A 24,214-nucleotide genomic window follows, 5' to 3' on the forward strand; every position below is an offset into this window, starting at 1 on the left:
AAATCATAAGTAGTGGAAAGTGAAGTAGATAAATTTGTAATTCAAAGTGTGAAACGAATAAATACTCGATATTATCTATTTGAATTGCACGGAAGATACTATATAGCTGATTATTCTAATCCTAAGGATTTAAGACAATACATCCCTGGAATGTTTCAAGAGTTACAAGATTATACGACAATTTATGATGTTACAGGTCATGAGAAGGAATACAATGCAAAACCATTAAAGTGGTATGAAAAATCTGGAAATGAAAAATTAATCTATCTTATAGCAGTCACATATCTTGTAAATATAGTTGTTTTTCCCGCTAAGTTGAATTTAGCCATGTTAACATATGATCCAAGAATAGTAGAAAGTTGGAAAACAATAATATTGTTAATGGGTATTGGCTCATTATTTATAATTGTCTACTTATACTTAAAAAAAACATACATAGATTTGGAAGGGAAGAAAGAATATTTACTTGTTCCATCTACAAATATACCTAAAAAATTATCTAAATTTAAACGTTTGTTGTTATATATAGTAATGATAATTTTTTTAATATTATTATTGTTTATAGGCATAGGAAGTTCCAGCTATAGTCAGTTATTATTTTTTGGAATAATTCCAGTTTTCCCTATACCTTTTTCAAGATTTTTAAATTTTGTAGATATAAATAATACTAAATATCACATAGAAAAAAAGGAGAAATAAAAATGAAATCAATCGGAAGTATTGTTTACTTAGCAGACGGAAATCAAAAAATCATGATTATAAATGTTGGACCAGTTGTAGAAAAAGATGGTAAAGAATACTATTTTGATTATACAGGTTGTATATATCCAGAAGGAGTTAATCCAGAGCAAGTGTACTATTTTAATAATGAAGACATTGATGAGGTTATTTTTGATGGCTACCTAGATGACGACGGGAAACGCCTTATTGAATTATTTACAAATTGGAAAAATAATAAAAACAAAAAAATTGAAAAAGGAAATGTTGAAGAATTTAACAATTCTATTCCTCGAAAAAAAGGATGGGGATTTGAGTGGTAATACCATTCAAGAAATTCATTTTTCATGTTAACACTAAAAACGAACAGATGATTGGGACAAATATTTCTGCTAACTTTAGATAATCAAATTATCTATTTTGAAGAAGTTTATGAATATTCAATAAGGCATAATCATGCTATCGGAAATTATAAAACACCGTATTTAGTAAATATAATTTCTATTTTATTAAAGGTATTGTAGCAAAAAGAGTTATAAAAAAATTAATGTTGGAAAGTAAGGTATGCAATGGATATAAGATAGTCAAAATGGGGTAGATACAAAATTTTTACGGATAATCAGAATTAAGATTGGTTAATTGATACTGACAAAATATACACTAAACAAAACTTATAAAATATTTTAAAAAAGAAATCGCTTTTTTATGTAGCTAAACTTGATAAAAAACAATTTAAAGAAATAAAACAAACAAACAAAACTTATAGAGATATTTCAATTTACACTATCATGCCGTTTGCATTAATCTTTTCAAGACAAATGGCAAAATATATTAATTTATTTCTAGATCACCAGAATATTTTTTATAAAATTAGTATATTTTTTATTAGTTTGTTAGCTATAAAAGTATTTATTTTTATAAATTCATATATTTGTTCATGTTTGTTAAAAAAAATCAATTCGATTTAGACTTTAATACTTATAATTTTGTGTTCGAATCTTTAAATACTGTACAAAATCAAATTATTTTTAAAAAGCTAAAATATGATGGAGTAAATCTACTAATTGCTTCTAGTATGAGTTTAGTTGTTTATTCATCAAATGATATGAATGATGTTGCTTCTTTATTGATATTAGAAATCATTATTTGTTCAGTAATTAGTAATTTATATAGATTTTTTTTACAAGCTTTATACAAACTCAACGATTCAAAGATATACATAGAAAAAAATGAGGAAAAAATATGATATCAATTGGTAGTATTGTAACTTTAAAAGAAGGTACTAAGAAAATTATGATTCTTAACAGAGGAGTTGTAACTGAAATTAAATTCGAAAAAAATCCGATTTTGTTTGATTACAGTGGGACAGTATATCCTTTTGGTCTTAATCCCAAGAATATTCTTTGTTCTAATGAAGAAAATATCGATGAAGTGATATTTGAAGGGTACTTTGATGAAGAGGAGAGGAATTTCGTAAAATATACGAAAATTGGAGAATAGAAAATTCTCATATTATCAAATGGAATATATGTCAAATTCAATCACAATTAATTGAGGATAAATAGTTATGGGATTATTATATGTGGCAACAGACTCACAATCTCTAGTAACAGGTATGGAATCAAATCTAAATAAATCAGGAAAGATTTTATATAGGTTAAACAGAGTTACTACATAATTTTGTATTTTAACTTGAATAGTAGACAGCTTTAAGATAAAATATTAATAATTATTTCATAAGTCTTCTTTTACCTCTTGATGAAGAGGGATATGAACAGTTGTGAAATAAATGATGTGTATAAAATTAATCTTTAAAGCTATATAAGTCAAATAGGAAGATATTACAAGAAAAAAGCGCAAATAAGTTCAATTAAAGAAAGTGAGAAACATATGAAAATTATAAAAAAAAGCACCTCATGTTTATTATTGATTATTTTTGTGATTATCCTAACAGGATGTAAAGGATCAAAAGATATCCAAGGAAATTGGAAAGCACAGAATAATGATGGAAAGAATGTTACAATTCAAATAAGTGATAAAGATATAACTGTTGATGGTAATAAGCTTGAGTATAAACAAAATGCAGTTGGAAATAAGAATGGGTTAAAATATAAAGGAATAATGGTTGATGATATCCAATATGTAATTGTCTTTCCAGAGAAAGATAAAAATATCGCTTATATGATGAAACCTGAATCGAGTGATGATTATTTATATGGCACATTAATCTTTGCCATGAATAAGAACGATTATCCAAGTTATAAGGATTATGCAGATAGATATATTAAATAAAAAATGAAATTTACATGTGTTTTAGGAGCATTATTTATAGTTGTATCATTTTTATCTGAGTATCTTAATGGTTTTTGGAAAATAATTTTTTCAATAATGAATATCGAAGATTGTGTTTATCCAATCTTCGATATTACTATAGAAAAAGATAAATCTTTATAGACCAAATAAAAAGACAGAAAGATATCTGTCTTTTTATTTATCTAATTATTAAATCTTATCAAAATCAATTTCTAAACCTATAGCTTTAGCGACTCGTTGTCCGTAATCTGGGTCAACTTTATAGAAATTTATTACTTGTCTACGTTTTATTTCATCTTCTTTAACATTTCCAAGGCTGTCAGCAATGTTTTTAATCAATCGTTCTCTTTCATCATCTGAAATCAAATTATACAAAGCGCGTGGTTGAGAGTAGAAGTCATCATCATAAGTAACATAATGACCAATTTCTCCTTCAACTTCGTATCCTCTTTCCTTTGCTGCGGGCTTTTCTTTTTGACCATCAAAACTATTTGGTTCATAATTTATCTGACTTTGATGCTCGTTAACACCCATCACACCATCTACTTGATAGTTATGAACTGGTGTTTTAGGTGCATTGACTGGAATATGAGCTGAGTTTGCTCCTACACGGTATCTATGTGCATCAGCATATGAGAATAATCGTCCTTGAAGCATTTTATCAGGCGAAGCTTCAATTCCTGGTACTAGATTTGCTGGAGAAAAAGTTGCTTCCTCAACATCAGCAAAATAATTTCTCGGATTTTGATTCAAAGTGAACTTACCAACCTCAATAAGAGGATAATCTTTATGCGAAACTGTACGGGTTACATCAAAGATATTTTGTTTATAGTTCCAACCTTCCTCGAAAGGAATTATTTGAACATACATTGTCCATTCAGGATAATTACCAGATTCGATTGAATTAAACAAATCTTGTGTTGCTGAATCAGGATTTTCACCATCTAATTTTTGAGCAAGGTCTGACATCAAGCTTTTAACGCCATCTTTAGGTTTAAAGTGATACTTTATCCATGAACGTTTACCGTCAGCGTTAACCCACATGAAGGTATGTGTCCCAAAACCGTTCATATTGCGGTATGTTGCAGGTATTCCACGGTCTCCAAAAAGCATAGTAATCATATGAAGAGATTCGGGTGATAGTGACCAAAAATCCCATTTTGCTCTGTCTGAATGAAGGTGCGTTTGAGGATTTCGTTTTTGCGTGTGAATGAAGTCTGGGAATTTTTTAGCATCTCTGATAAAGAATACTGGGAAGCTTAAACCAACAATATCGTAATTACCTTCATTAGTATAAAATTTCAAGGCAAATCCTCGTGGATCACGAGCTGTATCTGATGAACCTGATTCCCCAGCAACAGTTGAGAAGCGAGCAAACATCTCAGTTTCTTTACCTTGACGATTAAAAATATCTGCCTTAGTATATTCCGACATATCATGAGTTAGGGTAAATGTACCAAATGCACCTGCACCTTTAGCATGTACAACCCTTTCAGGGATTCTTTCGCGAGAAAAATGAGCTAGTTTTTCCAATAGATGATAGTCTTGCAGTAATACTGGACCATTTTCACCTGCTGTTAATGAATGTTGATTATCACCAATCGGAGCACCCTCAGCACTTGTTAGAAAGTTATTTTCATCATATGTAGCCATCTATTTTTCTCCATTTCTTTATTTATGACTTAATAGTAGTTCTAATATAAATAATAGTCAATAAAAAGTACTCAGAATATAAAAGTACAATATTTGTAGTGAAAATGGATAAAATAGGATAAATGATAGTTGATTAAGATTAAGAAAACTGAATATGATAAAGTTAGTTAAATTTATGTAAAATTGAGCAAGAAAGATTAAGACGTATTTTGAATTAAGTTAATCAACATAATCAGAAAAAGATTTGAATGCTTTCTGGTTATTAAAATTTTAATAGAAAGGACAAGAAGTTGCAGATGAAATTTGATGGTCAGTGGTTGTAAGAAAAATTTTTTTCTATAATTATTAGAAAGTGGAAAAAAGTCCTGGATTAGTTAAATGAGGGTATTTAAAAGGACTATCATTTTCTCCTATAACATCTTTCCGAAAAACTATAATTTTCTTGAAAAAAGTCTAGGTGTGTGATAGACTACTATCATAGATAACTCTCTAATTACAAAGGAAAAAAACATGAAACGTGAACGTCTTATAGAAAATATTGAACAATTAAAAAAGGAAATGCCTCCTTTCGTCCTGGAATATTATCAATCAAAACTTACTGTACCGTATTCTTTGACAACTTTATATGAATATCTTAAAGAATATAATCGATTTTTTAACTGGTTAATTGACGCTGGAATTTCAAATGCTGATAAAATTTCGGAAATTTCGCTTAATGACTTGGAACATTTGGCAAAAAAAGATTTAGAAGCCTATATTAACTATTTACGTGAACGTCCTCGTCTAAATACATATTCTAAGCAAAATGGTGTTTCTCAGACGACCATTAACCGTACGCTATCAGCCTTATCTTCTTTATATAAATATCTCACAGAAGAGGTTGAGAATGCTGATGGTGAGCCCTACTTCTACCGAAATGTTATGAAGAAAGTAGCTACTAAGAAGAAAAGAGAAACACTTGCTGCACGAGCTGAAAATATAAAAAGTAAGTTATTTTTAGGTGATGAAAGTCAAGACTTCATTGATTTTATCAATAATGATTATGAAGAATTATTAAGTCCAAGGGCACTTGCATCTTTCAAGAAAAATATGGAACGTGATATTGCAATAATTGCCCTTATCCTTGCTAGTGGTATCCGTTTATCTGAGGTTGTAAATATAGATTTGCGTGATTTAAACCTTAAAACGATGATTGTTGAAGTTACTCGGAAAGGTGGCAAACGAGATTCAGTAAATATTGCAAGCTTCGCTCGACCTTATATTGAGGAATATTTAACTATCAGAGATAAGAGATATAAGGCTGAGAAAAAAGATGTTGCCTTCTTCCTTACACTTTATAAAGGTGTAGCAAATCGTATGGATGCTTCTTCTATTGAAAAAATGGTTGCTAAATATTCAGAAGCATTTAAAGTACGTGTTACCCCCCATAAACTAAGACATACACTTGCTACAAGATTGTATGCTGAAACTAACTCTCAAGTATTAGTAAGTCATCAACTCGGACATTCTAGTACTCAAGTTACTGACTTATATACCCATATTGTCGATGAAGAGCAAAAAAATGCCTTAGATAAATTATGATTTACATAAATATATTTATGTAAATACGATATATATAGAAATAGAACCTCAATTCGAGATTCTATTTTTTTTATTTTAAATATTTGTATATTCTTTTAAGTCTTCTAATGCTCTATTAGCAACATTTGTATATCGTTCTTTTTTATCACGAATTCTTTCTGGCCATTCTTCTATAATACCAAAGTTAACATTCATTGGTTGGAAGTTTTTAGAGTTAGCATGAGTAATGTAGTACGGAAGTGCTCCTAGAGCAGTAGTTCTTGGGAATACTACTTCTTCTTCTGAATTGAATAGTTTTACTGCATTAATACCAGCTACTAATCCACTTGCTGCTGACTCAACATAACCTTCAACACCTGTCATTTGTCCAGCAAAGAATAAATTATCTTTTTTCTTTGAACGATATGTTTGAGTAAGAAGATTTGGAGAGTCCATGTATGAGTTTCTGTGCATTACACCATATCTAACAAATTCAGCATTTTCAAGCCCTGGAATCATTTGGAATACGCGTTTTTGCTCACCCCACTTAAGATGAGTTTGGAAACCAACAATATTGTATAAGCTTGCTGCTGCGTCATCCTGTCTAAGTTGAACGACTGCATATGGTGTTTTAAATTCACCATCACGTGGACCAGTATAATCATCAGGATATTCTAGACCAACAGGTTTCATAGGGCCATAAAGCATTGTTTTATAACCACGTGCTGCCATAACTTCAATAGGCATACATGCTTCAAAATATTTTTCTTTTTCAAATTCACTAAGTTTAGCAACTTCAGCATCTATTAAAGCTTGCTGGAAATTGGTGAATTCTTCTTTTGTCATTGGACAATTAAGGTATGCTGCTTCACCCTTATCATAACGACTCTTTAGATAAACTTTATCCATATCAACTGTAGATATATCTACAATTGGTGCAGCAGCATCATAAAAGTAGAACCCATCACCATCATTAAGCTCATGAATTTTATTAGCTAAAGTATCACTAGTTAAAGGACCAGTTGCAATAATAGTTATTACATCATCAGGTATTTCAGTAATTTCTTCTCTTATTACTTCAATAAGTGGATTATTATAAATTTTATCAGTTACTAATTGAGAGAAGCCTTCACGGTCAACTGCGAGAGCTCCACCAGCAGGTACACGAGTTTCTTCAGCTGAATTAATAATAATACTATCCATTTGACGCATTTCTTCTTTAAGTAAACCGACAGCGTTTGTAATAGCATCACCACGAAGGGAATTTGAACATACTAATTCGGCAAAATTATCCGTTTTATGTTGAGGTGTTGGTTTTACACCACGCATTTCATATAATTTTACAGGTATTCCTCTTTTAGCGATTTGATATGCTGCTTCTGATCCAGCAAGTCCTGCACCAATAACGTTAATGTATTCTTTCATTTGTCATTTATATAAATATTTACATAATTTAATGTATGTAAATATAAATTTAATTCCTTTTCTATATATTTTTCATAGAAAAAACATGAATAATCATGTTTTTAACTAAAGTCTATTTTACCACATTTTCTTGGTAATCGCCTTCACTACAAACTACTTGTTTGCCTCCACCACGAACTTTTTTCTCTACTAGATATTTACCACATTTAGGACAGTCACGTCCTACTGGTTTATCCCAGCTAGTGAATTCACATTCTGGATAACGATCACACCCATAGAAAATACGATTTTTCTTTGTTTTTCTCTCAATTACTTGTCCTTCTTTACATATAGGACACGTAACTCCGATTTCTTTTACAATTGCTTTTGTATTATGACAATCTGGGAAATTACTACATGCATAAAATTTACCAAATTTACCAAGTTTAATAACCATTGGATGACCACAGACATCACAGTCAAAACCAGCAGGTTCATCTTTAATTTGGATTTTTTCCATTTTTTCTTCAGCATTATCAAGCTCAAGTGAGAATGGTTTATAAAATTGATCAACTACATGAACCCATTCACGTTTTCCAGCTTCCACTTGGTCTAATTGATTTTCCATTTCAGCCGTAAATTTTGTATTTACAATATTAGGGAAGAATTCAACAATTAATGTATTAACTATTTCACCTAATTCAGTTGGTTCAAAACGTTTAGCATTTAATTTAACGTAGTAACGTCTTTGGATTGTTTCAAGTGTTGGTGCATACGTTGATGGACGTCCAATTCCATTTTCTTCCAATGTTTTAATAAGTGTTGCTTCACTATACCTTGCAGGTGGTTGTGTAAAATGTTGTTCAGGTTTCAATGTATCTTTAACAACAATATCACCTTCAGCCATTTCAGGTAGCATCTTGTTTTTATCTGAATCGTTATATACTGCCATGTAACCATTGAATTTAACTTGGCTACCATTGGCGATGAACATTACACCATTTTGGGATAGATTAACTTTAACTGTATCAAATATTGCTGCTGACATTTGGCTAGCAACAAATCGATTCCAAATCAAAGTATAAAGCTTCAATTGATCTTTATTAAGATATTTAGCAATTGATTCCGGTGTATTAAAGACATTTGATGGTCGTATTGCCTCATGGGCATCCTGAGCACCAGATGCATTTTTTACTTTGCTTCCATGCTTGCTATACTCTTTACCAAAAGTATCAGTGATATAATTATCAGCAGCAGCCTGAGCGACTGGACTTATACGAGTTGAGTCAGTACGCATATAGGTAATTAAACCTTGTTGACCTTGTGTACCTAATGTAATACCTTCATAAAGTTGTTGAGCAACCATCATTGTCTTACGTGTACGGAAATTTATTTTATTAGCTGCATCTTGTTGCAGACTACTAGTTGTATATGGGAGAGGAGCATTTCTTCTACGCTCTTTTTTCTCTACTTTATCAACATTGAAGTCTTTATCTTTTATGCGTGCCATAACTTCCATAACATCTTCATTGTTGTCTAACTTTTTCTTTTTACCATCTATACCATAGAAAGCAGCTTGGAATTTTTTGGCACCTTTTTTGAAGTTACCATCAATCGTCCAATATTCTTCAGGTACAAAGGCATTAATTTCATTTTCGCGATCAATAATCAATTTTAATGCTATTGATTGCACACGTCCAGCAGATAATCCCTTTTTAACCTTTTTCCAAAGGATAGGACTGATTGAGTAACCAACAAGTCTATCTAAAATTCTACGAGCTTGCTGTGCATCTACTAAATCGATATTTATTTTTCGTGGTTGATTAAAGGCATCTTTGACAGCATCCTTAGTAATCTCATTAAAGACTACTCGATTTTCATCATTAAGATCTAAATCAAGAATATGTGCTAAATGCCAAGCTATAGCTTCTCCCTCTCTATCCGGGTCACTTGCGAGATAAACTTTTTTAGCGTTTTTTGCTTCTTTTTTAAGATCTTTAATTAGAGGGCCTTTTCCACGAATATTAATATATTCAGGAGTATAGTCATTCTCGATATCTACAGACATTGATGATTTTTTCAAATCCCTAATATGTCCGACACTAGCCACTACTTTATAGTTTCTACCAAGATATTTTTCAATTGTCTTAGCCTTGGCAGGTGATTCCACGATTACAAGATTTTTTTTAACTTTACTTCTTTTTCTAGTTGTTTTCTTTTTTGTATTATCAGTTGTTTTTGTAACCATTACGCTTCTTTCTTTAGTAAAAATATATTTTCTAAAAACTCAACTAATAATAATAGCTTTTTTAGTGCTTGTCAACAATAATTGTTTTCTTATAGGAAAACTTGATTAAAAATCATACTCAAGTATGATGTCTAAACCACTATTTATAAGCTTTGCACCGTCTTGAATCAAAAAGTTACAACCCGAAGAATTTCCTTCTATTATATTACCTGGAACTGCAAAAACATCTCTTCCTTCATCTAAAGCTCTTTCACATGTAATCAAACTACCACTCTTAATTCTTGCTTCTATAACCACAACACCTAGGGCAATACCCGCTAATATTCTATTTCTTTCTGGAAAGTGAAATCGTTTCGGACTTTCTCCAGGCAAATATTCAGTTAAAAGAAGATGATTTCTACCTATAAAACTTTGAATTTCTCTATTTTCTTTTGGATAATATCTATCGAGTCCTGTTCCAATTACTGCGATTGTTTTTCCTTTATTTTTCATTGTAGAAATATGACTCGCTGTATCTATACCAGTCGCAAGACCAGAAGCAATGACAAATTTGTTCCCTAATTCAGTAATTAATTTATGTACTGTTTTAATACCAATCTTACTAGCATTCCTACTTCCTACAAATGATAAAATAGGTTTTTGAAGTAAATCAATATTTCCAGAGTAAAATAAAAGTGCAGGTGGATTATATATTTCTTTTAAGCGCGTAGGGTATTCAGAATCAAGTATTGAAATAGAAGAAAACTGCCTATAAATTTTCTTTTCATTCTTTATATCTAAAGATTTATATTTCTCAATAAAAATCTCTTGGTTCTTTATACCTGCTAATTGAGCAATTTGACTTAATGACTGATTTTCATTATTTTCAAGAACCCTTAAAATAGATAAATTTGTCATGCCTGCTCTTTTTAATTTATATATATCAAAACCATTGGAAATTCGCATATTTTCCCCTTTTATTTTATATACGAAAAAAATCCCTGATTTAGTCAGAGATTCATTAATTTCCATACTATGATCTTCTTAAACTTCGTACAAGACCTACTATTGATACGATAGCCCAACATCCTTCTAAAAGAAGGAACCCCCATTGTGAATCTCTTAATGCATCAAAAGCAAGAAGTCCTGAACCAATAGAGTTCAATAAAAGATAAATCTGAGAATCAGGTGTAAGTTTTTTAGCTTGAACTAAAAGAAAACTTACAAGTACTAACATAGAACCAAAAATTTGAATAAACATAATAAAAAACCTCTTTTTAATTTTCACCGTCGTGCGTAACCTGGTACGGTGTTTCTCGTCAGGAGGTTTAACCTAATTAGTATTTTAGCACACTAGCCATCTATGGCAAGCTAAAAGCTCAATTATTTTCTATCATACTTTTGATTGGTTCAAAAGATTTTCGATGAATTGGAGTAATACCAATGCTATCAAGACCATTTAAATGATTTTTTGTACCATATCCGGCATTGTGTACAAAATCATACCCAGGATACTCTAAGTCGAATTCCTTCATCATTTTGTCGCGTGTAACTTTTGCAATAATACTTGCTGCTGCTATCGACATTGAACGGGCATCACCTTTGATAATGCTTGTCTGTTTAATAGGTATGTCAAGTTTCATAGCATCGATTAATAGATGTTCAGGTATTATGTTTAAGTTTTTAATTGCTTCTAGCATGGCAATCTTTGTTGCTTCGTAGATGTTTACCTTGTCTATCATATTGTTGTCTACTACTCCAACTCCGATAGCTAGAGCCACATCTTTAACATTTTGATAGACTTGCTCATGCTTTGATTTAGGTATTTGCTTACTATCATTAAGACCTGCAATCTTTATACCACTAGGCAATACAACTGCTGCAGCTACTACTGGTCCTGCGAGTGGACCACGTCCAACCTCATCAATACCTGCAACCAATTTAATTCCTTGATTAAAAAGATCTTTTTCAAATTCCAACATCTTTTCAAGTCGCGCATCTTCATCAATCACTGCTTGAATCTCTTTTTTACGCTTTAAAACAGCTTTTTTTACACCAGAACGTTCATCTAAGTCATATTGATCAAATGATAAATCATCTAGTGTTTCAATTAAAGCTAATTCTTGACTAATTTCCTTAATTGTTTTCTTCTTAGTCATTTACTTTACTTCTTCATCTTCACTTTCAAAATCAATAACGCGGTCCAAAGTGAACTTTCCAAGTTTCCCATCCCTTACATCCTTAATGAAGAGATCATAGAAACGATCATAATCATCCTTAAAGCCAAGCTTTTTAGTTAGGTAGATGATTAAGTCAACAGCACTAAGTTCCATATCAGCATCCATCAATTTATATCGCTTAACAACTTCATTAGGATAATTGGTCATGAAATATTCCAAACCATAAATCGTAATTTCATCTTTTGGAATCAAATCATCTTTTATCGCACCAGTAAGTGCAAGCTTAAGACCAACTAATTGATCTTCAAATTTTGGCCAAAGAATACCTGGCGTATCTAAGATTTCAAGATCCTTATTTGATCTGATCCATTGTTGTCCCTTTGTTACACCTGGTCGGTTTCCAACTTGCGCTGCCTTTTTCCCTGCCAAACGGTTTAAAAGAGTAGATTTTCCAACGTTTGGAATTCCGATAACCATAACTCGAATAGCTCTTTCCTGAATACCGCGTTCTTTATCGCGAGCAATTTTATCAGCTAGAACGTTTTTGGCTGCTGCGGTAACTTTTTTAACTGTGGCTTGTTCTTTAGAATCGATCAAAAGGCTATTTAGTCCTTCCTGACGGAAATAATTTTGCCATTCAATTGAAAGCTTTTCATCAGCTAAATCTTTCTTATTTAATATCATTAAACGTGGTTTGTCGCCAATAATCTTACCCAACATTGGATTTCTTGATGAAATGGGTAACCTTGCATCAACAAGTTCAAAAACAATATCAACATATTTTAAATTTTCTTGTACCTGACGTCTAGCCTTAGACATATGACCCGGGAACCATTGAATTGTTGCCATATTATTGTCCTCCTATAAATATTTTAATTAATTACTGTATTCAAATATACTAAGCTTTACAATTATACCAAAATTTATGGCAACGTGCTTGTCTTCTGAATTATAAAAAGCCACAATTCTGTGACTTATTTTATATTTTGTATATTCCCATTTTCAATTTTTAATATCTTGTCATATTTACTTAAAGTTTCTGTTCTTTGATCATGAGTAACTTCAAAAATGATTTTGTTATTAGTTGATAATATATAATCAAGTATAATTTCTTTAGTGTTTTTATCGATACTAGCAAAGGGTTCGTCCATCAGTAATATTGGATAGTCCATATTTAATAGCCTTATTATGCTGACGACTTGCTTTTCACCACCGCTTAGATCATCAACCTTTTGATAATTTAATAGTCTGTTTGTCATCTCTCTAGGTAATAATTCCATTAAATTAAGAGATATTTGAGACATGGGAAATTGATTAAAGATAGTCGCGTTATTAATAAAATCAGTATCAAATAAATGCTCTCTTTGGTGCAAAGTAAATGTTAATTTTTTTAAATCTTCACTATTTAGTAATTTACTAGAATTGAAAAAATCACCATTTTCTATATTTAAATTTCCAGAAATAATTTCAATAAAAGTTGACTTTCCAGATCCACTACTGCCAATAATTGCTACTGCTTCTTTATTAGAAATTTTGAAACTATCAAGTAATAACTCTAGGTCATTTCTATTAAACTTTAATTTTTCAATTTTAAAAGAATCGACATCACCAGGTAGACTTAAATCATCAGATAAAATAGGTTTATTAAGGTATTCATCTATCTCACTAACAACTTGCTTAGATGAATTTAAGACATTGATACACGATAATACATCACTGATAGAACCAGTCAAATCATTTGTATATAAAAGGGATGCACTAACAGCACCAAGACTCATATTACCATTAATTAATAAGTAACCAGTTAGGAGGAAGATAATTAAATACATGCTGTTAGTACCAATGCTAAAAATCATGTCACTTAATACTCTGAATTTACCAAATTTATAGTGTTCATTTTCTCGTAAATTTAATATTTGTAAATGCTGCCTTTGAAATACACTGAATGTGCGTGGTGTAACATATTTATGGCCCTCAAATAAATCTAATAAAGTTTTATTATATGTTTTTTGAGTTTTGAGATCCTGTTTTCTAAGGGTTGATAGACGAGATTGAGTTAGATTTGGTAATATCGAAGTAAGCATAGAAAACAGCAAAATGACAAACATCACTTGTAAATTTAATACATAGGCCATACTTATACAAAAAATCAACAATTTAGAAATATTTTTTATTAAATCAATTATGGCAGAAAAATAGTCATCATAAACAACTGATACATTATTATTAATATACATTATTATTAATAATAGAGACATAATCAATAGATTTTTGATCATTAAAGTTTTTTTTATCTTGCGAGATAAAGGAGTCAAAAAGTTTACCTTCAATAATTAACTGTATTTCTTTTGCTAATTTCCATTCCCACACCCTATTGAAATACTCGGAAATAAGATTTAGCAATACAATTATTAGAAAAATAAAAAATAAATTTATTAGATATGAAAAACCTTTATTATAGTTATCCAAAAATTTTTGAGAAACTAATGGAAATAGAGAAAGGGTTAAAGAATAAATAGCATAAACGATAAAGCTTTCTATTGTAGTTTTTTTAATTTTTTTGAAGTATCTTAACATAAGTCCCCACTTTATCTATACTTTACATAACTTTTTTTATGTAAAGTATAAACTTAGGTATGATTTGTTTTAAATTTTTAACATAATTATATTTATGTTAAAAATTACTCGAATATCTCATAGAAATCTTGAATACTCAATTTCGATTTTTGATTACTATCTAAATCTTGTATTATTTGACCATCCTTCATTACTAGAAGTCTGTTTCCATATTTTAGAGCATCATCCATATGATGTGTAATCATTAAGGATGTTAATTTATCATTTTTAATTATTTCATCTGTTAATTCCATTAAAGAATTACTAGTTTTTGGATCTAAAGCTGCTGTATGCTCGTCTAAAAGTAATAAATTAGGACGTTTACTAGTTGCCATTAATAGGCTTAATGCTTGTCTTTGACCACCTGAGAGATTTCCAGTTGGTGTATCAAGATGATTTTCAAGACCATTACCAATTCTTGAAGTCAATTTTAAAAATTCATCTTTATATTTAGATAGATTTCTGAGTTGCAAGCCACGTTTCTCCCCACGAAGTCTAGAAACTGCTAAATTTTCAGCCACTGTCATTCTAGGCGCTGTTCCCATTTTTGGATCTTGAAACACGCGAGAAATATATTTAGCACGTTCTTCTGGAGTTTTCTTTGTAACATTTTCACCCATTATGAAGACTTGTCCACTTGTTAGAACTAGATTACCAGCAATTGCATTAAACAATGTTGATTTTCCAGCTCCATTTCCCCCAAGAACTGTAACAAAATCACCTTCAAATATATCAAGACTTACATTATTTAGAATAACTTTTTGTTCATCACTACCATTATCAACGATTTTAACTGCATCTTTTAATTCAACGATTGCTTGCATTTAATTTTACCCCCTTAAAGAACTTTTCTTTTAGTGTCGGAATCATCAAGCAAATTGCTAAAATAATTGCACTGAAAAGTTTTAAATAGTTAGTATTAAATCCAAGACGAATTATTAGCATTATTAATCCTTGATAAAAAATACTACCAATAACAATTGCGATTAAACGCTCTAGGAAAGTCACATTTGCAAAGAATACTTCCCCTATGATAATACTTGCCAAACCAATTACTATTACTCCTACACCTTTATTAACATCAGCATAACCGTCACTCTGACTAATAAGTCCACCAGCAAGGCCAATAATTCCATTTGAAATTACAAGTCCTAGAAGTTCCATATTATCAGTATTAATCCCAAATGAGCGAGCCATATCATCATTATCACCAGTAGCAACAAATGCTTGTCCCAAGTTTGTATTGAGAAAGTACATCATTGCTGCAATTACAATAGCTACTGCAAGGACACCTAATGCGATTGGAGCAATATCACTCGGTAAAAAAGAAAAATAGTCTTGTAGTCGCTTATTATTAAGAAGTCCCATGTTTGCTCGTCCCATTATCATTAACATAATCGAATTACAACTTGTCATGACAAGAATTCCAGCAAGTAAAGTAGGAATTTTACCCTTGGTATATAAAAGTCCTGTAACTAGCCCAGCAAGACAACCAACACCAAATGCTGCAATAGTTGCAATTATAGGACTAAAACCATTAGTAATTAAAGTTACAGCTACTGCTCCACCAAGTGGAAACGAGCCTTCAGTAGTCATATCAGGGAAGTTAAGCACACGGAAGGTTAGATATACACCTAGACCTAATATAGCCCATAAAAGACCCTGATTAATAGTAGATAAAATCATAAAAACATTTTCCTTTATATAAATTATTGTTTTGAAAAACTCGTGATTTAAAGTCACGAGTCGTAAGTTTATTATTTAACCTTGTCAGCATCCTTTGCAACACTATCAGGAATAGTAATTCCTAATTCTTTAGCTGCATTTTCGTTGATGATTGGTTTTACTTGACTGAACTCTTCAACTGGAATATCAACAACTTTTTCACCTCTAAGAATCTTAGCTGCCATTTTTCCAGTAGCAACTCCTAAGTCGTGTTGATTAATTGCAACAGCAGCAAGCCCGCCTTGTTCAACCATTGTATCAACACTTGGAAAAACAGGTTTTTTAGCTTTATTGGCAACGCTGATCACAGTAGGAAATGCACTTGCAATAGTATTATCCATTGGAGTATAAATTGCATCAACTTTACCAACTGCTACTTCAACTGTCGAAGTAATCTCATTAGTTGAAGGTACAGCATACTCGACAACTTGAATTCCAGCAGCTTCTGCTGCTTTTTTAAATTCGGCCACTTGTGATTTAGAGTTATCTTCGCTGCTTGAATATAGCACGCCAACAGTTTTAAGTTCAGGTAAAATTTGACGCATTAAATCTAATTGTTTATCAATTGGGAATTTATCAGATACACCTGTAACGTTTTTATCAGGTTTCTTAAGATCAGAAACCAATTTTGCTCCAACAGGATCACTCACAGCTCCCATAACAATTGGAATTGAATCAGTCGCATTTGCTAAACTTTGAGCTGATGGGGTAGCAATACCAACTAAAACATCATTCTTTTGAGAAACTAGTTCCTTACTCATAGTTTGAAGTTTACTTTGATCTGCTTCGCCGTTTAAAAAGTTAATTTTGACATCTTTAAAACCTTCATCAGAAAGACCATCTTGTACACCTTTATAAATTTCATCAAGTGCTGGATGAGTTACAAATTGTAGCACACCAACTTGTAAATTTTTAGAATCAACTGGCTTATCTTTTTTATCACCAGAAAGTTTAGGCGCAACTATCGCACCTGCTATGATAACTACAAGAGCAACAATAGTAATAAGTAATTTTTTATTTTTCATAAACTATTCTCCCATTGAAATTTTGTTAATTATATTAGCAAAATCCTTTTTTAGATTTGTTTTCTTATCAAGATTAACTACTTTTGTTTTCTTATTTCCTTCAAAGAAGACAACTGGTATTTTATCATTCATATCCAATTTTAAATTATTTAGAAAAGTAGTCGGATAAATCTCTTCATAAATGAAAATCTCACGGTTTAACTTTGTATTACCATTACTTTCTAATATATATTTAAATAGATCTTTATTTAGATCGCTGTTTCTTGGATCAACAAAGATAATCGTTGTAGCTAAATTTTCTGATAAATATTTACCTACATCCTTATCAGAAATATCTTTAATCTTATCATTTGTTGCCACATATTTAACTAAGTCTGTCTGCTCAGCACGAACACTTTTGTGAATAATAGGTGCAATAGATGCGAAAATAATAACCAACGCTACCAGAGCAATCCATGTTTCTCTGGAAATTCCCTTAATTTTTTCTACAAAATCCAATTTCCTTTTCTCCTAGCTGTAAAAATTTTCAGAAAGTATTTTGATTTCTTAATTATACCTAAAAATAAGATCTTTCACAAGAAGAAATAGTTATAAAGTGTTAAAATATATAGGAATGGAGGCATATTATGTATTTAGAAATTGATGAAAATGTACAAAATAAGATAAATAATTTAAAAGGTAACAAAGATGGAAAGCTAATCTTTGATACAGATGACGGTGCTGGTCCATTTTCAATTGCAGGGACTTGTAGCTTAGGTACACATTTTAGACTTCTGATTGTTGATCCAGGTTTTGAATCTGACATATATAATGGAATCATGGATAGTAATATTGGTCAATTACCTTTTAAAGACTACTCAAGGACTTATCTTTCTGATAAAATGAAACTATCACTCGAAAATGGTAAGGCTGTTCTCAAATCAGATTATGAGAATATTGATCTTAGTTTTGAAATAAAAGATTTTAGGAATAAATAAAAATGGCTTTTGATGGAGTATTTCTTCACTACATGACTACTGAACTTGTAGATAATCTTGTAGGTGGAAGAATTCAAAAAATAAATCAACCCTTTGATAAGGAACTTGTACTTTCTGTTAGAAATAACGGAAAATCTCATAAACTTTTACTTTCAGCACATCCGACTTTTGGACGTGTTCAGTTAACAAATACTATATTTGAGAATCCTCAGACTCCAACAACATTTGTCATGATTCTGCGTAAATATCTTAGTGGTGCATTGATTAATGATATTAAGCAAGTCGAAAATGATCGCCAAATTATTTTCGAAATTGCAAGTAAGAATGAAATTGGGGATGCTATGCAGATTGCATTAATCTGTGAAATAATGGGAAAACATTCTAATATTTTATTAGTAGACAGAACTTCGAATAAGATTTTAGAATCAATAAAGCACGTCGGTTTTTCTCAAAATGCTTATCGTACAATTTTACCTGGTAGTACTTATATTGCGCCACCAAGTGACAATAAAATTAATCCATTCACTGTAAGTGATGAAAAATTATTTGATATTCTCCATACTGAGAGTAATCTACAAAAAGTTTTTCAAGGATTGTCTAGAGACACTGCTAAAGCTTTGGGTGAAAATATTGAATCAAACAATAAAATCAAATCCTTCAGAAATTTTTTAGGCACTGAGGTTCCTTCTATTTATTCAGAAATTGATACTTTCTCTGCTGTTAAATTATCTGATGACTATATTGAGTTTAATGATCTTTCGGAACTTCTGGATAGTTACTATTCTGATAAAGCTGAACGTGATCGTGTTAGACAAGTAGCAAGTGAAGTAATTCGAAAAGTAGATAACGAACTTAAAAAGAATCGCCAAAAACTCAAAAAGCAAGAAAAGGAATTAGCGGCAACTGATAATGCTGAAGACTTTAGGCAAAAAGGTGAATTGCTAACTACGTTTTTACATGATGTTCCAAATAATCAAGATAGCGTAGAACTTGATAATTATTACACAAACGAAAAAATAACTATCCCCCTTAATAAGGCTTTGACACCAAATCAAAATGCTCAACGTTACTTCCACCGCTATCAAAAATTAAAACAGGCTGTTAAACATTTAAATGGATTGATTGAACAGACCAAACAGACAATTCAATATTTAGAGTCAGTTGAAAATTCACTTGCACAAGCAGATTTATCTGAAATAGCGGAAATCAAAGAAGAATTAATCCAAACTGGTTATATTAAAATTAAACGCCGTGATAATAAACGCCAAAAATTAAAAGAACCAGAAAAATATATTGCAAGTGATGGCAGTGTTATTTTAGTTGGGAAAAATAATCTACAAAATGAACAGTTGACCTTTAAAATTGCTCGAAAAGATGATCTATGGTTCCATGCTAAAGATATTCCTGGTAGTCACGTTATCTTAAAAGATAATCATAACCCAAGTGATGATGTTATAACTGAAGCAGCAATGCTTGCAGCTTATTTTTCAAAAGCCCGAATGTCTAATTTAGTTCAAGTTGATATGATTGAAACCAAAAAACTAAATAAACCTACAGGTACTCCTCCCGGATTTGTTACCTATACTGGACAAAAGACCATCCGTGTAACTCCAGATGAGGATAAAATTAAAGAAATGAAAGTATCAAAATAAAAGGATACAATTTATAAAAAGGATATTAAAAGGTCTCGTAATTATTACTGGATCTTTTGTTGCAATACTTTTTAATTTGATTAGTACAGAAAAACACAAATAGTGAAATTTTCATTGAAAGTTACTGAAAATATTCACAGAATATGGCTATTTTTAAATGACAAAAAAAGTCGGAAGTGTTATAATTAACATGTTTGATGGTCGTTTGGCCATACATATTAATTTATAGAGGAGATTATAAAATGACTGATGGTAAACAACACAAAAAAGTAATTCTTGTTGGTGATGGAGCTGTAGGTTCATCATACGCATTTGCTCTTGTAAATCAAGGAATTGCTCAAGAACTTGGTATTGTTGATATTTTCAAAGAAAGAACTGAAGGAGATGCTGAAGACTTAAGCCACGCATTAGCTTTCACTTCACCTAAAAAAATCTACTCAGCTGATTATTCTGATGCACATGACGCTGACTTAGTAGTTCTTACTGCTGGTGCTCCTCAAAAACCAGGTGAAACTCGTCTTGACCTAGTTGAAAAAAATCTACGTATCAACAAAGATGTTGTTACAAAAATCGTTGAAAGTGGATTTGATGGTATTTTCTTAGTAGCTGCTAACCCAGTTGATATCTTAACTTACTCTACTTGGAAATTCTCTGGATTCCCTAAAGAAAAAGTTATCGGTTCAGGTACTTCACTTGACTCAGCTCGTTTCCGTCAAGCACTTGCTGAAAAAGTTGGTGTTGATGCACGTAGCGTACACGCATACATCATGGGTGAACACGGAGATTCAGAATTTGCAGTTTGGTCTCATGCAAACGTTGCTGGTGTTAAATTAGAACAATGGTTACAAGATAACAAAGGAATCGACGAACAAGGTTTAGTTGATCTATTCATCTCAGTTCGTGATGCAGCTTATTCAATCATCGAAAAGAAAGGTGCTACTTTCTACGGTATCGCTGTTGCCTTAGCTCGTATTACTCAAGCAATCCTTGAAGACCAAAACTCAGTACTTCCACTTTCTGTATTCCAAGATGGTCAATACGGTGTTGAAGGAATTTATCTTGGTCAACCAGCTGTAGTTGGTGCTCACGGTGTAGTTCGTCCAGTTAATATCCCACTTAACGATAGCGAAAGACAAAAAATGGAAGCTTCTGCTAAACAACTTCAAGCAATTATTGATGAAGCATTTAGCAAGGAAGAATTCGCTTCTGCAGTTAAAAACTAATTTTTAAGAAACTAAAAACTTCTCCATTGGGGAAGTTTTTTTATTGTATATTTAATTGATCTAGCATATATTTTGCAAATAAAACAAGACTTCCGTCGCTATAGCATGCATCTTGACCTTCATATTCATTTATGGCTGATAAAATTAATATCTTAAACTCTTCACTAATATCAGTAATATTATTTAAAATCCATCTACCACCATCTACCTTAGAAAATATTTTTTCAGTATTCCTAAAAGCCAAACTTCGACAAAGGTTTAAAATTGTATATGTTGGTGTAGAAATAATTGAAATCTCAGCTTCGGCTATATCACTTAAAACTGAATTCCAGTAAATATCTTTAGACACTATTGAAAAAATTTCTTTTGGACTCGGTCCATATAATGCTTTTCCACTTTGATTAATCACTGCAATGTGAACTGCTAAATCACCGTCAACTCCATGCATTTCTTCAATATATTTCAAAGGATTGCTTAAATAATTTTCTAAATGATAATCAGAAAAATGAAAATCAAATTCCATCTCTTCTTCAATTACTTTTCTACAATCTTCAGCAAGTAAAATATGAAATTCCAAACCCTTTCTAGGTGCTAAAGGCAAAAGTTTTTCAATTACATCCTGCATTATTTTTTCTTTAACAGAAGTTGATAATTTTTTATTAACTACAATTATATAATCAAGATCACTAATTGACGGGTTAAAAGAACCAAGTACTGTAGAGCCATGTAGATATATGCCAAGAAGATTTTCTTTTAATATGTTTTTCGATGAAATTATAATATTTTCTAGTAATTTATTAGTATTTTTATCAAAATTCATATATTCTTTCCTCTATATTTTTTAACCATTATAACATTTTGATAGAAAAAAAGCAGTGCGTGCTCGCACTGCCAAAATATTTATCAAAATCTTTTTATTTTGATTTGATATAATTGATACCATTAGCTTTTGGTCCAGTAGAACGACCTAAGAATAGCGCAAGTACTACTATTGTTAATACATAAGGCGCAATTTGTAGGTAAACAATTGGAATATTTGAGAATAATGGAAGTTGTCCACCAATTACTGATAAACTTTGAGATAATCCAAAGAATAGACTGGCAAGCATTGCTCCTATCGGATTCCACTTACCAAATATCATTGCTGCCATGGCGATGAAACCTTGACCTGCAATTGTTGTTCCACTAAAGTTTACTGAAATTGACTGAGCAAATACTGCTCCACCTAAGCCTCCAAGGAAACCTGAAATCATGACTCCAGCATAACGCATTTTATAAACGTTGATACCAAGTGTATCAGCTGCTTGAGGATTTTCACCGACACTACGTAAACGCAATCCGAAGCGTGTCTTAAATAGAATGAACCATGCAATAAATGAAATTAATACTGCAACATATCCAACTAATGAAGTTTTTTGGAAGAAAATCGGTCCAATAACAGGGATTTTAGAAAGAACTGGAAAATCAAAATACCCAAAACTTTGATTGATATTATCTGTTTGCCCTTTTTTGTAAAGAATTTTAGTAAGGAAGACTGATAATGCTGGGGCCATAAGGTTAATTACAGTACCAGAGATAATTTGATTTGCACGTAGTGATACTGATGCTAGGGCGTGAATTAATGAGAATAGTATTCCAATTGCACCACCAACTAAACAAGCAATCCAAGGAGTAGCTTTCCCAAGTTGAGAAGCAAAAGTTAAGTTAAATACGATTGATGAGAATGCACCCATAACCATAATTCCTTCAAGACCAACATTTACTACCCCACCACGTTCAGAGAAAGTTCCACCTAAACTTGTTAGAATTAAAGGAGTTGCATAGATTAACATTGAAGATACTAATAATTGTAGCATTGTAGTTAAACTCATTATGCTTTACCTCCTTTTTTCTTGAAGTCTGGTACAATTTTTTCAATAACATATTTAATACCAACGAAAAAGATGATACTTGCAATTACTACACTTACAATTTCAGGAGGAATACCCGTCTTGTTCATTCCTGGTGCTCCTACTTTAAGTATTGAGAATAAGAACGAAGAGAAAAGGATTCCAAGTGGACTATTTTGTCCCAAAAGTGCTACGGCCATTCCATCAAAACCAATTGATAGACTAGTTGGTTGGACAAAGAAATTTTGGAAAGTTCCTAAACCTTCAACAGCTCCACCTAAACCAGATAAAGATCCTGCAATAAGCATCGAACTTACTACGATACGTTTACTCGACATACCTGCATATTCACTTGCATATGGATTCAAACCAACTGAACGAATTTCAAAACCAAGTGTTGTCTTAGTAATTAGGATGTAAATAAGTATGATAGCAATTATTGCAATAAAGATACCTATATTTAAACGAGAGTTATTTGTCATAGATGACAGCCAACTAGTTCTAAATGTTGCATTTTTACTTACTTGAATAGTTGAATCTTTTTCAGCAAGAATTTTTGGATTGAAAATATAATGAATTAGGTATGTTGAGATAAATAGATAAACATAGTTTAACATGATAGTCACGATAACTTCACTTGTCCCTAAGTAAGCTTTAAGAATACCTGGAATAGCTGCGGAAAGCGCACCTGCGATCATACCAACTATAACTAGTAAAGGAATCATGAGAGGTCTTGGAATATCAGGGAATGATAGAGCAAACCAAATGCTTGCTACCCATCCACACAATGCTTGTCCACTCATACCAATGTTGAAAAGTCCAGCTTGACTTGCTACTGCAAAACTAAGTGCAGTTAAAATTAACGGACCCATAGTTCTAAACACTTCACCAACACTTCGTGTAGTACCAAATGCAGAATTTAATAAATCTTCATAGCCCCACAAAGGATTGTATCCAAATATTAACATGATGATTGCTCCAAATGCAAACCCAAACAATACTGCTAAAACTGGTACTAAGATTTTCTTTAAATCTAATGATTTCATAATTATT

Annotated in this window: 23 protein-coding genes; 8 read left to right on the forward strand and 15 right to left on the reverse strand. The window is 31.5% G+C overall.

What is annotated here, in order from left to right:
- Nucleotides 1–12 precede the first annotated feature (12 nt).
- The 4 genes from BG261_RS11360 to BG261_RS01720 all read left to right on the forward strand — a co-directional run bounded on the left by BG261_RS11360 (nt 13) and on the right by BG261_RS01720 (nt 3,009).
- Complete coding sequence (locus BG261_RS11360) at nt 13–699, forward strand: hypothetical protein (RefSeq protein WP_070791471.1); 687 nt, start codon at nt 13–15, stop codon at nt 697–699.
- Between the two features lie 2 nt (nt 700–701).
- Nucleotides 702–1,040: a DUF4176 domain-containing protein gene (locus tag BG261_RS01705; protein WP_070788474.1), complete on the forward strand. Its 339-nt coding sequence runs from the start codon at nt 702–704 to the stop codon at nt 1,038–1,040.
- Nucleotides 1,041–1,959: 919 nt separating this feature from the next.
- Entirely contained in the window at nt 1,960–2,217 is a 258-nt protein-coding gene (locus BG261_RS01715; RefSeq protein WP_099098626.1) for a DUF4176 domain-containing protein, read from the forward strand.
- Nucleotides 2,218–2,607: 390 nt separating this feature from the next.
- On the forward strand, nt 2,608–3,009 hold the full coding sequence (locus tag BG261_RS01720) for a glycosyltransferase (protein WP_070791473.1): 402 nt from the start codon (nt 2,608–2,610) through the stop codon (nt 3,007–3,009).
- A 210-nt stretch (nt 3,010–3,219) separates the two neighbouring features.
- Here the strand turns inward: BG261_RS01720 and BG261_RS01725 are convergent, their stop codons facing one another.
- Nucleotides 3,220–4,683 (reverse strand): catalase, encoded by a 1,464-nt coding sequence (locus tag BG261_RS01725; protein ID WP_070791474.1) that lies wholly within the window; start codon nt 4,681–4,683, stop codon nt 3,220–3,222.
- Between the two features lie 510 nt (nt 4,684–5,193).
- On the opposite strand from BG261_RS01725, the gene xerS reads away from it, so the two are divergent.
- Nucleotides 5,194–6,264 carry a tyrosine recombinase XerS gene (gene xerS, locus BG261_RS01730; protein ID WP_070791475.1) on the forward strand — a complete coding sequence of 357 codons (1,071 nt, stop codon included), beginning with the start codon at nt 5,194–5,196 and terminating at the stop codon, nt 6,262–6,264.
- Between the two features lie 75 nt (nt 6,265–6,339).
- On the opposite strand, the gene trmFO is transcribed toward xerS, so the two are convergent.
- The 11 genes from trmFO to BG261_RS01790 form a co-directional block, all read right to left on the reverse strand.
- Nucleotides 6,340–7,668: a methylenetetrahydrofolate--tRNA-(uracil(54)-C(5))-methyltransferase (FADH(2)-oxidizing) TrmFO gene (gene trmFO, locus BG261_RS01735; protein ID WP_070791476.1), complete on the reverse strand. Its 1,329-nt coding sequence runs from the start codon at nt 7,666–7,668 to the stop codon at nt 6,340–6,342.
- A 112-nt stretch (nt 7,669–7,780) separates the two neighbouring features.
- The gene (gene topA, locus BG261_RS01740) at nt 7,781–9,895 is read right to left on the reverse strand and encodes a type I DNA topoisomerase (RefSeq protein ID WP_070791477.1); all 2,115 of its coding nucleotides are present in this window, start codon (nt 9,893–9,895) and stop codon (nt 7,781–7,783) included.
- A 105-nt stretch (nt 9,896–10,000) separates the two neighbouring features.
- Nucleotides 10,001–10,840, reverse strand: coding sequence for a DNA-processing protein DprA (gene dprA / locus BG261_RS01745; RefSeq protein WP_070791506.1), 840 nt, complete (start codon nt 10,838–10,840; stop codon nt 10,001–10,003).
- 67 nt (nt 10,841–10,907) lie between these two features.
- Complete coding sequence (locus tag BG261_RS01750) at nt 10,908–11,135, reverse strand: CBU_0592 family membrane protein (RefSeq protein ID WP_070791478.1); 228 nt, start codon at nt 11,133–11,135, stop codon at nt 10,908–10,910.
- A gap of 118 nt (nt 11,136–11,253) precedes the next feature.
- Nucleotides 11,254–12,033, reverse strand: coding sequence for a ribonuclease HII (gene rnhB, locus BG261_RS01755; RefSeq protein WP_070791479.1), 780 nt, complete (start codon nt 12,031–12,033; stop codon nt 11,254–11,256).
- On the reverse strand, nt 12,034–12,903 hold the full coding sequence (ylqF, locus tag BG261_RS01760; protein ID WP_070791480.1) for a ribosome biogenesis GTPase YlqF: 870 nt from the start codon (nt 12,901–12,903) through the stop codon (nt 12,034–12,036). It lies immediately after the preceding gene.
- A gap of 125 nt (nt 12,904–13,028) precedes the next feature.
- Entirely contained in the window at nt 13,029–14,333 is a 1,305-nt protein-coding gene (locus BG261_RS01765; protein ID WP_070791481.1) for an ATP-binding cassette domain-containing protein, read from the reverse strand.
- A 402-nt stretch (nt 14,334–14,735) separates the two neighbouring features.
- Nucleotides 14,736–15,494, reverse strand: coding sequence for an ABC transporter ATP-binding protein (locus BG261_RS01775; RefSeq protein WP_070791483.1), 759 nt, complete (start codon nt 15,492–15,494; stop codon nt 14,736–14,738).
- A complete protein-coding gene (locus BG261_RS01780) occupies nt 15,478–16,356 on the reverse strand; it encodes an ABC transporter permease (protein ID WP_070791484.1) in 879 nt (292 codons plus the stop codon). The genes BG261_RS01775 and BG261_RS01780 overlap by 17 nt, the downstream gene beginning before the upstream one ends.
- 71 nt (nt 16,357–16,427) lie before the next feature.
- A complete protein-coding gene (trpX, locus tag BG261_RS01785; RefSeq protein ID WP_070791485.1) occupies nt 16,428–17,420 on the reverse strand; it encodes a tryptophan ABC transporter substrate-binding protein in 993 nt (330 codons plus the stop codon).
- A 3-nt stretch (nt 17,421–17,423) separates the two neighbouring features.
- The gene (locus BG261_RS01790) at nt 17,424–17,918 is read right to left on the reverse strand and encodes a hypothetical protein (RefSeq protein ID WP_070791486.1); all 495 of its coding nucleotides are present in this window, start codon (nt 17,916–17,918) and stop codon (nt 17,424–17,426) included.
- 128 nt (nt 17,919–18,046) lie between these two features.
- Between BG261_RS01790 and BG261_RS01795 the strand changes: the two genes are divergently transcribed.
- From BG261_RS01795 to BG261_RS01805, 3 genes are all read left to right on the forward strand, one after another.
- Complete coding sequence (locus BG261_RS01795; RefSeq protein ID WP_070791487.1) at nt 18,047–18,397, forward strand: iron-sulfur cluster biosynthesis family protein; 351 nt, start codon at nt 18,047–18,049, stop codon at nt 18,395–18,397.
- Between the two features lie 2 nt (nt 18,398–18,399).
- Nucleotides 18,400–20,049, forward strand: a complete 1,650-nt coding sequence (locus BG261_RS01800; RefSeq protein WP_070791488.1) for an Rqc2 family fibronectin-binding protein — start codon at nt 18,400–18,402, stop codon at nt 20,047–20,049.
- Nucleotides 20,050–20,291: 242 nt separating this feature from the next.
- Nucleotides 20,292–21,272, forward strand: coding sequence for an L-lactate dehydrogenase (locus BG261_RS01805; protein ID WP_070788491.1), 981 nt, complete (start codon nt 20,292–20,294; stop codon nt 21,270–21,272).
- A 40-nt stretch (nt 21,273–21,312) separates the two neighbouring features.
- On the opposite strand, the gene BG261_RS01810 is transcribed toward BG261_RS01805, so the two are convergent.
- The 3 genes from BG261_RS01810 to BG261_RS01820 all read right to left on the reverse strand — a co-directional run bounded on the left by BG261_RS01810 (nt 21,313) and on the right by BG261_RS01820 (nt 24,207).
- Complete coding sequence (locus tag BG261_RS01810) at nt 21,313–22,092, reverse strand: aminoglycoside adenylyltransferase domain-containing protein (protein WP_070791489.1); 780 nt, start codon at nt 22,090–22,092, stop codon at nt 21,313–21,315.
- A 94-nt stretch (nt 22,093–22,186) separates the two neighbouring features.
- Entirely contained in the window at nt 22,187–23,143 is a 957-nt protein-coding gene (locus BG261_RS01815; RefSeq protein WP_070791490.1) for an ABC transporter permease, read from the reverse strand.
- On the reverse strand, nt 23,143–24,207 hold the full coding sequence (locus BG261_RS01820; RefSeq protein ID WP_070791491.1) for an ABC transporter permease: 1,065 nt from the start codon (nt 24,205–24,207) through the stop codon (nt 23,143–23,145). Before BG261_RS01820 ends, BG261_RS01815 begins: the two co-directional genes overlap by 1 nt.
- Between the last annotated feature and the right edge of the window lie 7 nt (nt 24,208–24,214).

It is taken from the genome of Floricoccus tropicus (genome assembly GCF_001832905.1).
Lineage (GTDB): Bacteria > Bacillota > Bacilli > Lactobacillales > Streptococcaceae > Floricoccus > Floricoccus tropicus.

Coding starts and splice junctions, on each gene's coding strand:
- BG261_RS01705 (WP_070788474.1), top strand. CDS start 702: ATGAAATCAATCGGAAGTATTGTTTACTTAGCAGACGGAAATCAAAAA.
- BG261_RS01715 (WP_099098626.1), top strand. CDS start 1,960: ATGATATCAATTGGTAGTATTGTAACTTTAAAAGAAGGTACTAAGAAA.
- BG261_RS01720 (WP_070791473.1), top strand. CDS start 2,608: ATGAAAATTATAAAAAAAAGCACCTCATGTTTATTATTGATTATTTTT.
- BG261_RS01725 (WP_070791474.1), bottom strand. CDS start 4,683: ATGGCTACATATGATGAAAATAACTTTCTAACAAGTGCTGAGGGTGCT.
- xerS (WP_070791475.1), top strand. CDS start 5,194: ATGAAACGTGAACGTCTTATAGAAAATATTGAACAATTAAAAAAGGAA.
- trmFO (WP_070791476.1), bottom strand. CDS start 7,668: ATGAAAGAATACATTAACGTTATTGGTGCAGGACTTGCTGGATCAGAA.
- topA (WP_070791477.1), bottom strand. CDS start 9,895: ATGGTTACAAAAACAACTGATAATACAAAAAAGAAAACAACTAGAAAA.
- dprA (WP_070791506.1), bottom strand. CDS start 10,840: ATGCGAATTTCCAATGGTTTTGATATATATAAATTAAAAAGAGCAGGC.
- BG261_RS01750 (WP_070791478.1), bottom strand. CDS start 11,135: ATGTTTATTCAAATTTTTGGTTCTATGTTAGTACTTGTAAGTTTTCTT.
- rnhB (WP_070791479.1), bottom strand. CDS start 12,033: ATGACTAAGAAGAAAACAATTAAGGAAATTAGTCAAGAATTAGCTTTA.
- ylqF (WP_070791480.1), bottom strand. CDS start 12,903: ATGGCAACAATTCAATGGTTCCCGGGTCATATGTCTAAGGCTAGACGT.
- BG261_RS01765 (WP_070791481.1), bottom strand. CDS start 14,333: ATGATCAAAAATCTATTGATTATGTCTCTATTATTAATAATAATGTAT.
- BG261_RS01775 (WP_070791483.1), bottom strand. CDS start 15,494: ATGCAAGCAATCGTTGAATTAAAAGATGCAGTTAAAATCGTTGATAAT.
- BG261_RS01780 (WP_070791484.1), bottom strand. CDS start 16,356: ATGATTTTATCTACTATTAATCAGGGTCTTTTATGGGCTATATTAGGT.
- trpX (WP_070791485.1), bottom strand. CDS start 17,420: ATGAAAAATAAAAAATTACTTATTACTATTGTTGCTCTTGTAGTTATC.
- BG261_RS01795 (WP_070791487.1), top strand. CDS start 18,047: ATGTATTTAGAAATTGATGAAAATGTACAAAATAAGATAAATAATTTA.
- BG261_RS01800 (WP_070791488.1), top strand. CDS start 18,400: ATGGCTTTTGATGGAGTATTTCTTCACTACATGACTACTGAACTTGTA.
- BG261_RS01805 (WP_070788491.1), top strand. CDS start 20,292: ATGACTGATGGTAAACAACACAAAAAAGTAATTCTTGTTGGTGATGGA.
- BG261_RS01810 (WP_070791489.1), bottom strand. CDS start 22,092: ATGAATTTTGATAAAAATACTAATAAATTACTAGAAAATATTATAATT.
- BG261_RS01815 (WP_070791490.1), bottom strand. CDS start 23,143: ATGAGTTTAACTACAATGCTACAATTATTAGTATCTTCAATGTTAATC.
- BG261_RS01820 (WP_070791491.1), bottom strand. CDS start 24,207: ATGAAATCATTAGATTTAAAGAAAATCTTAGTACCAGTTTTAGCAGTA.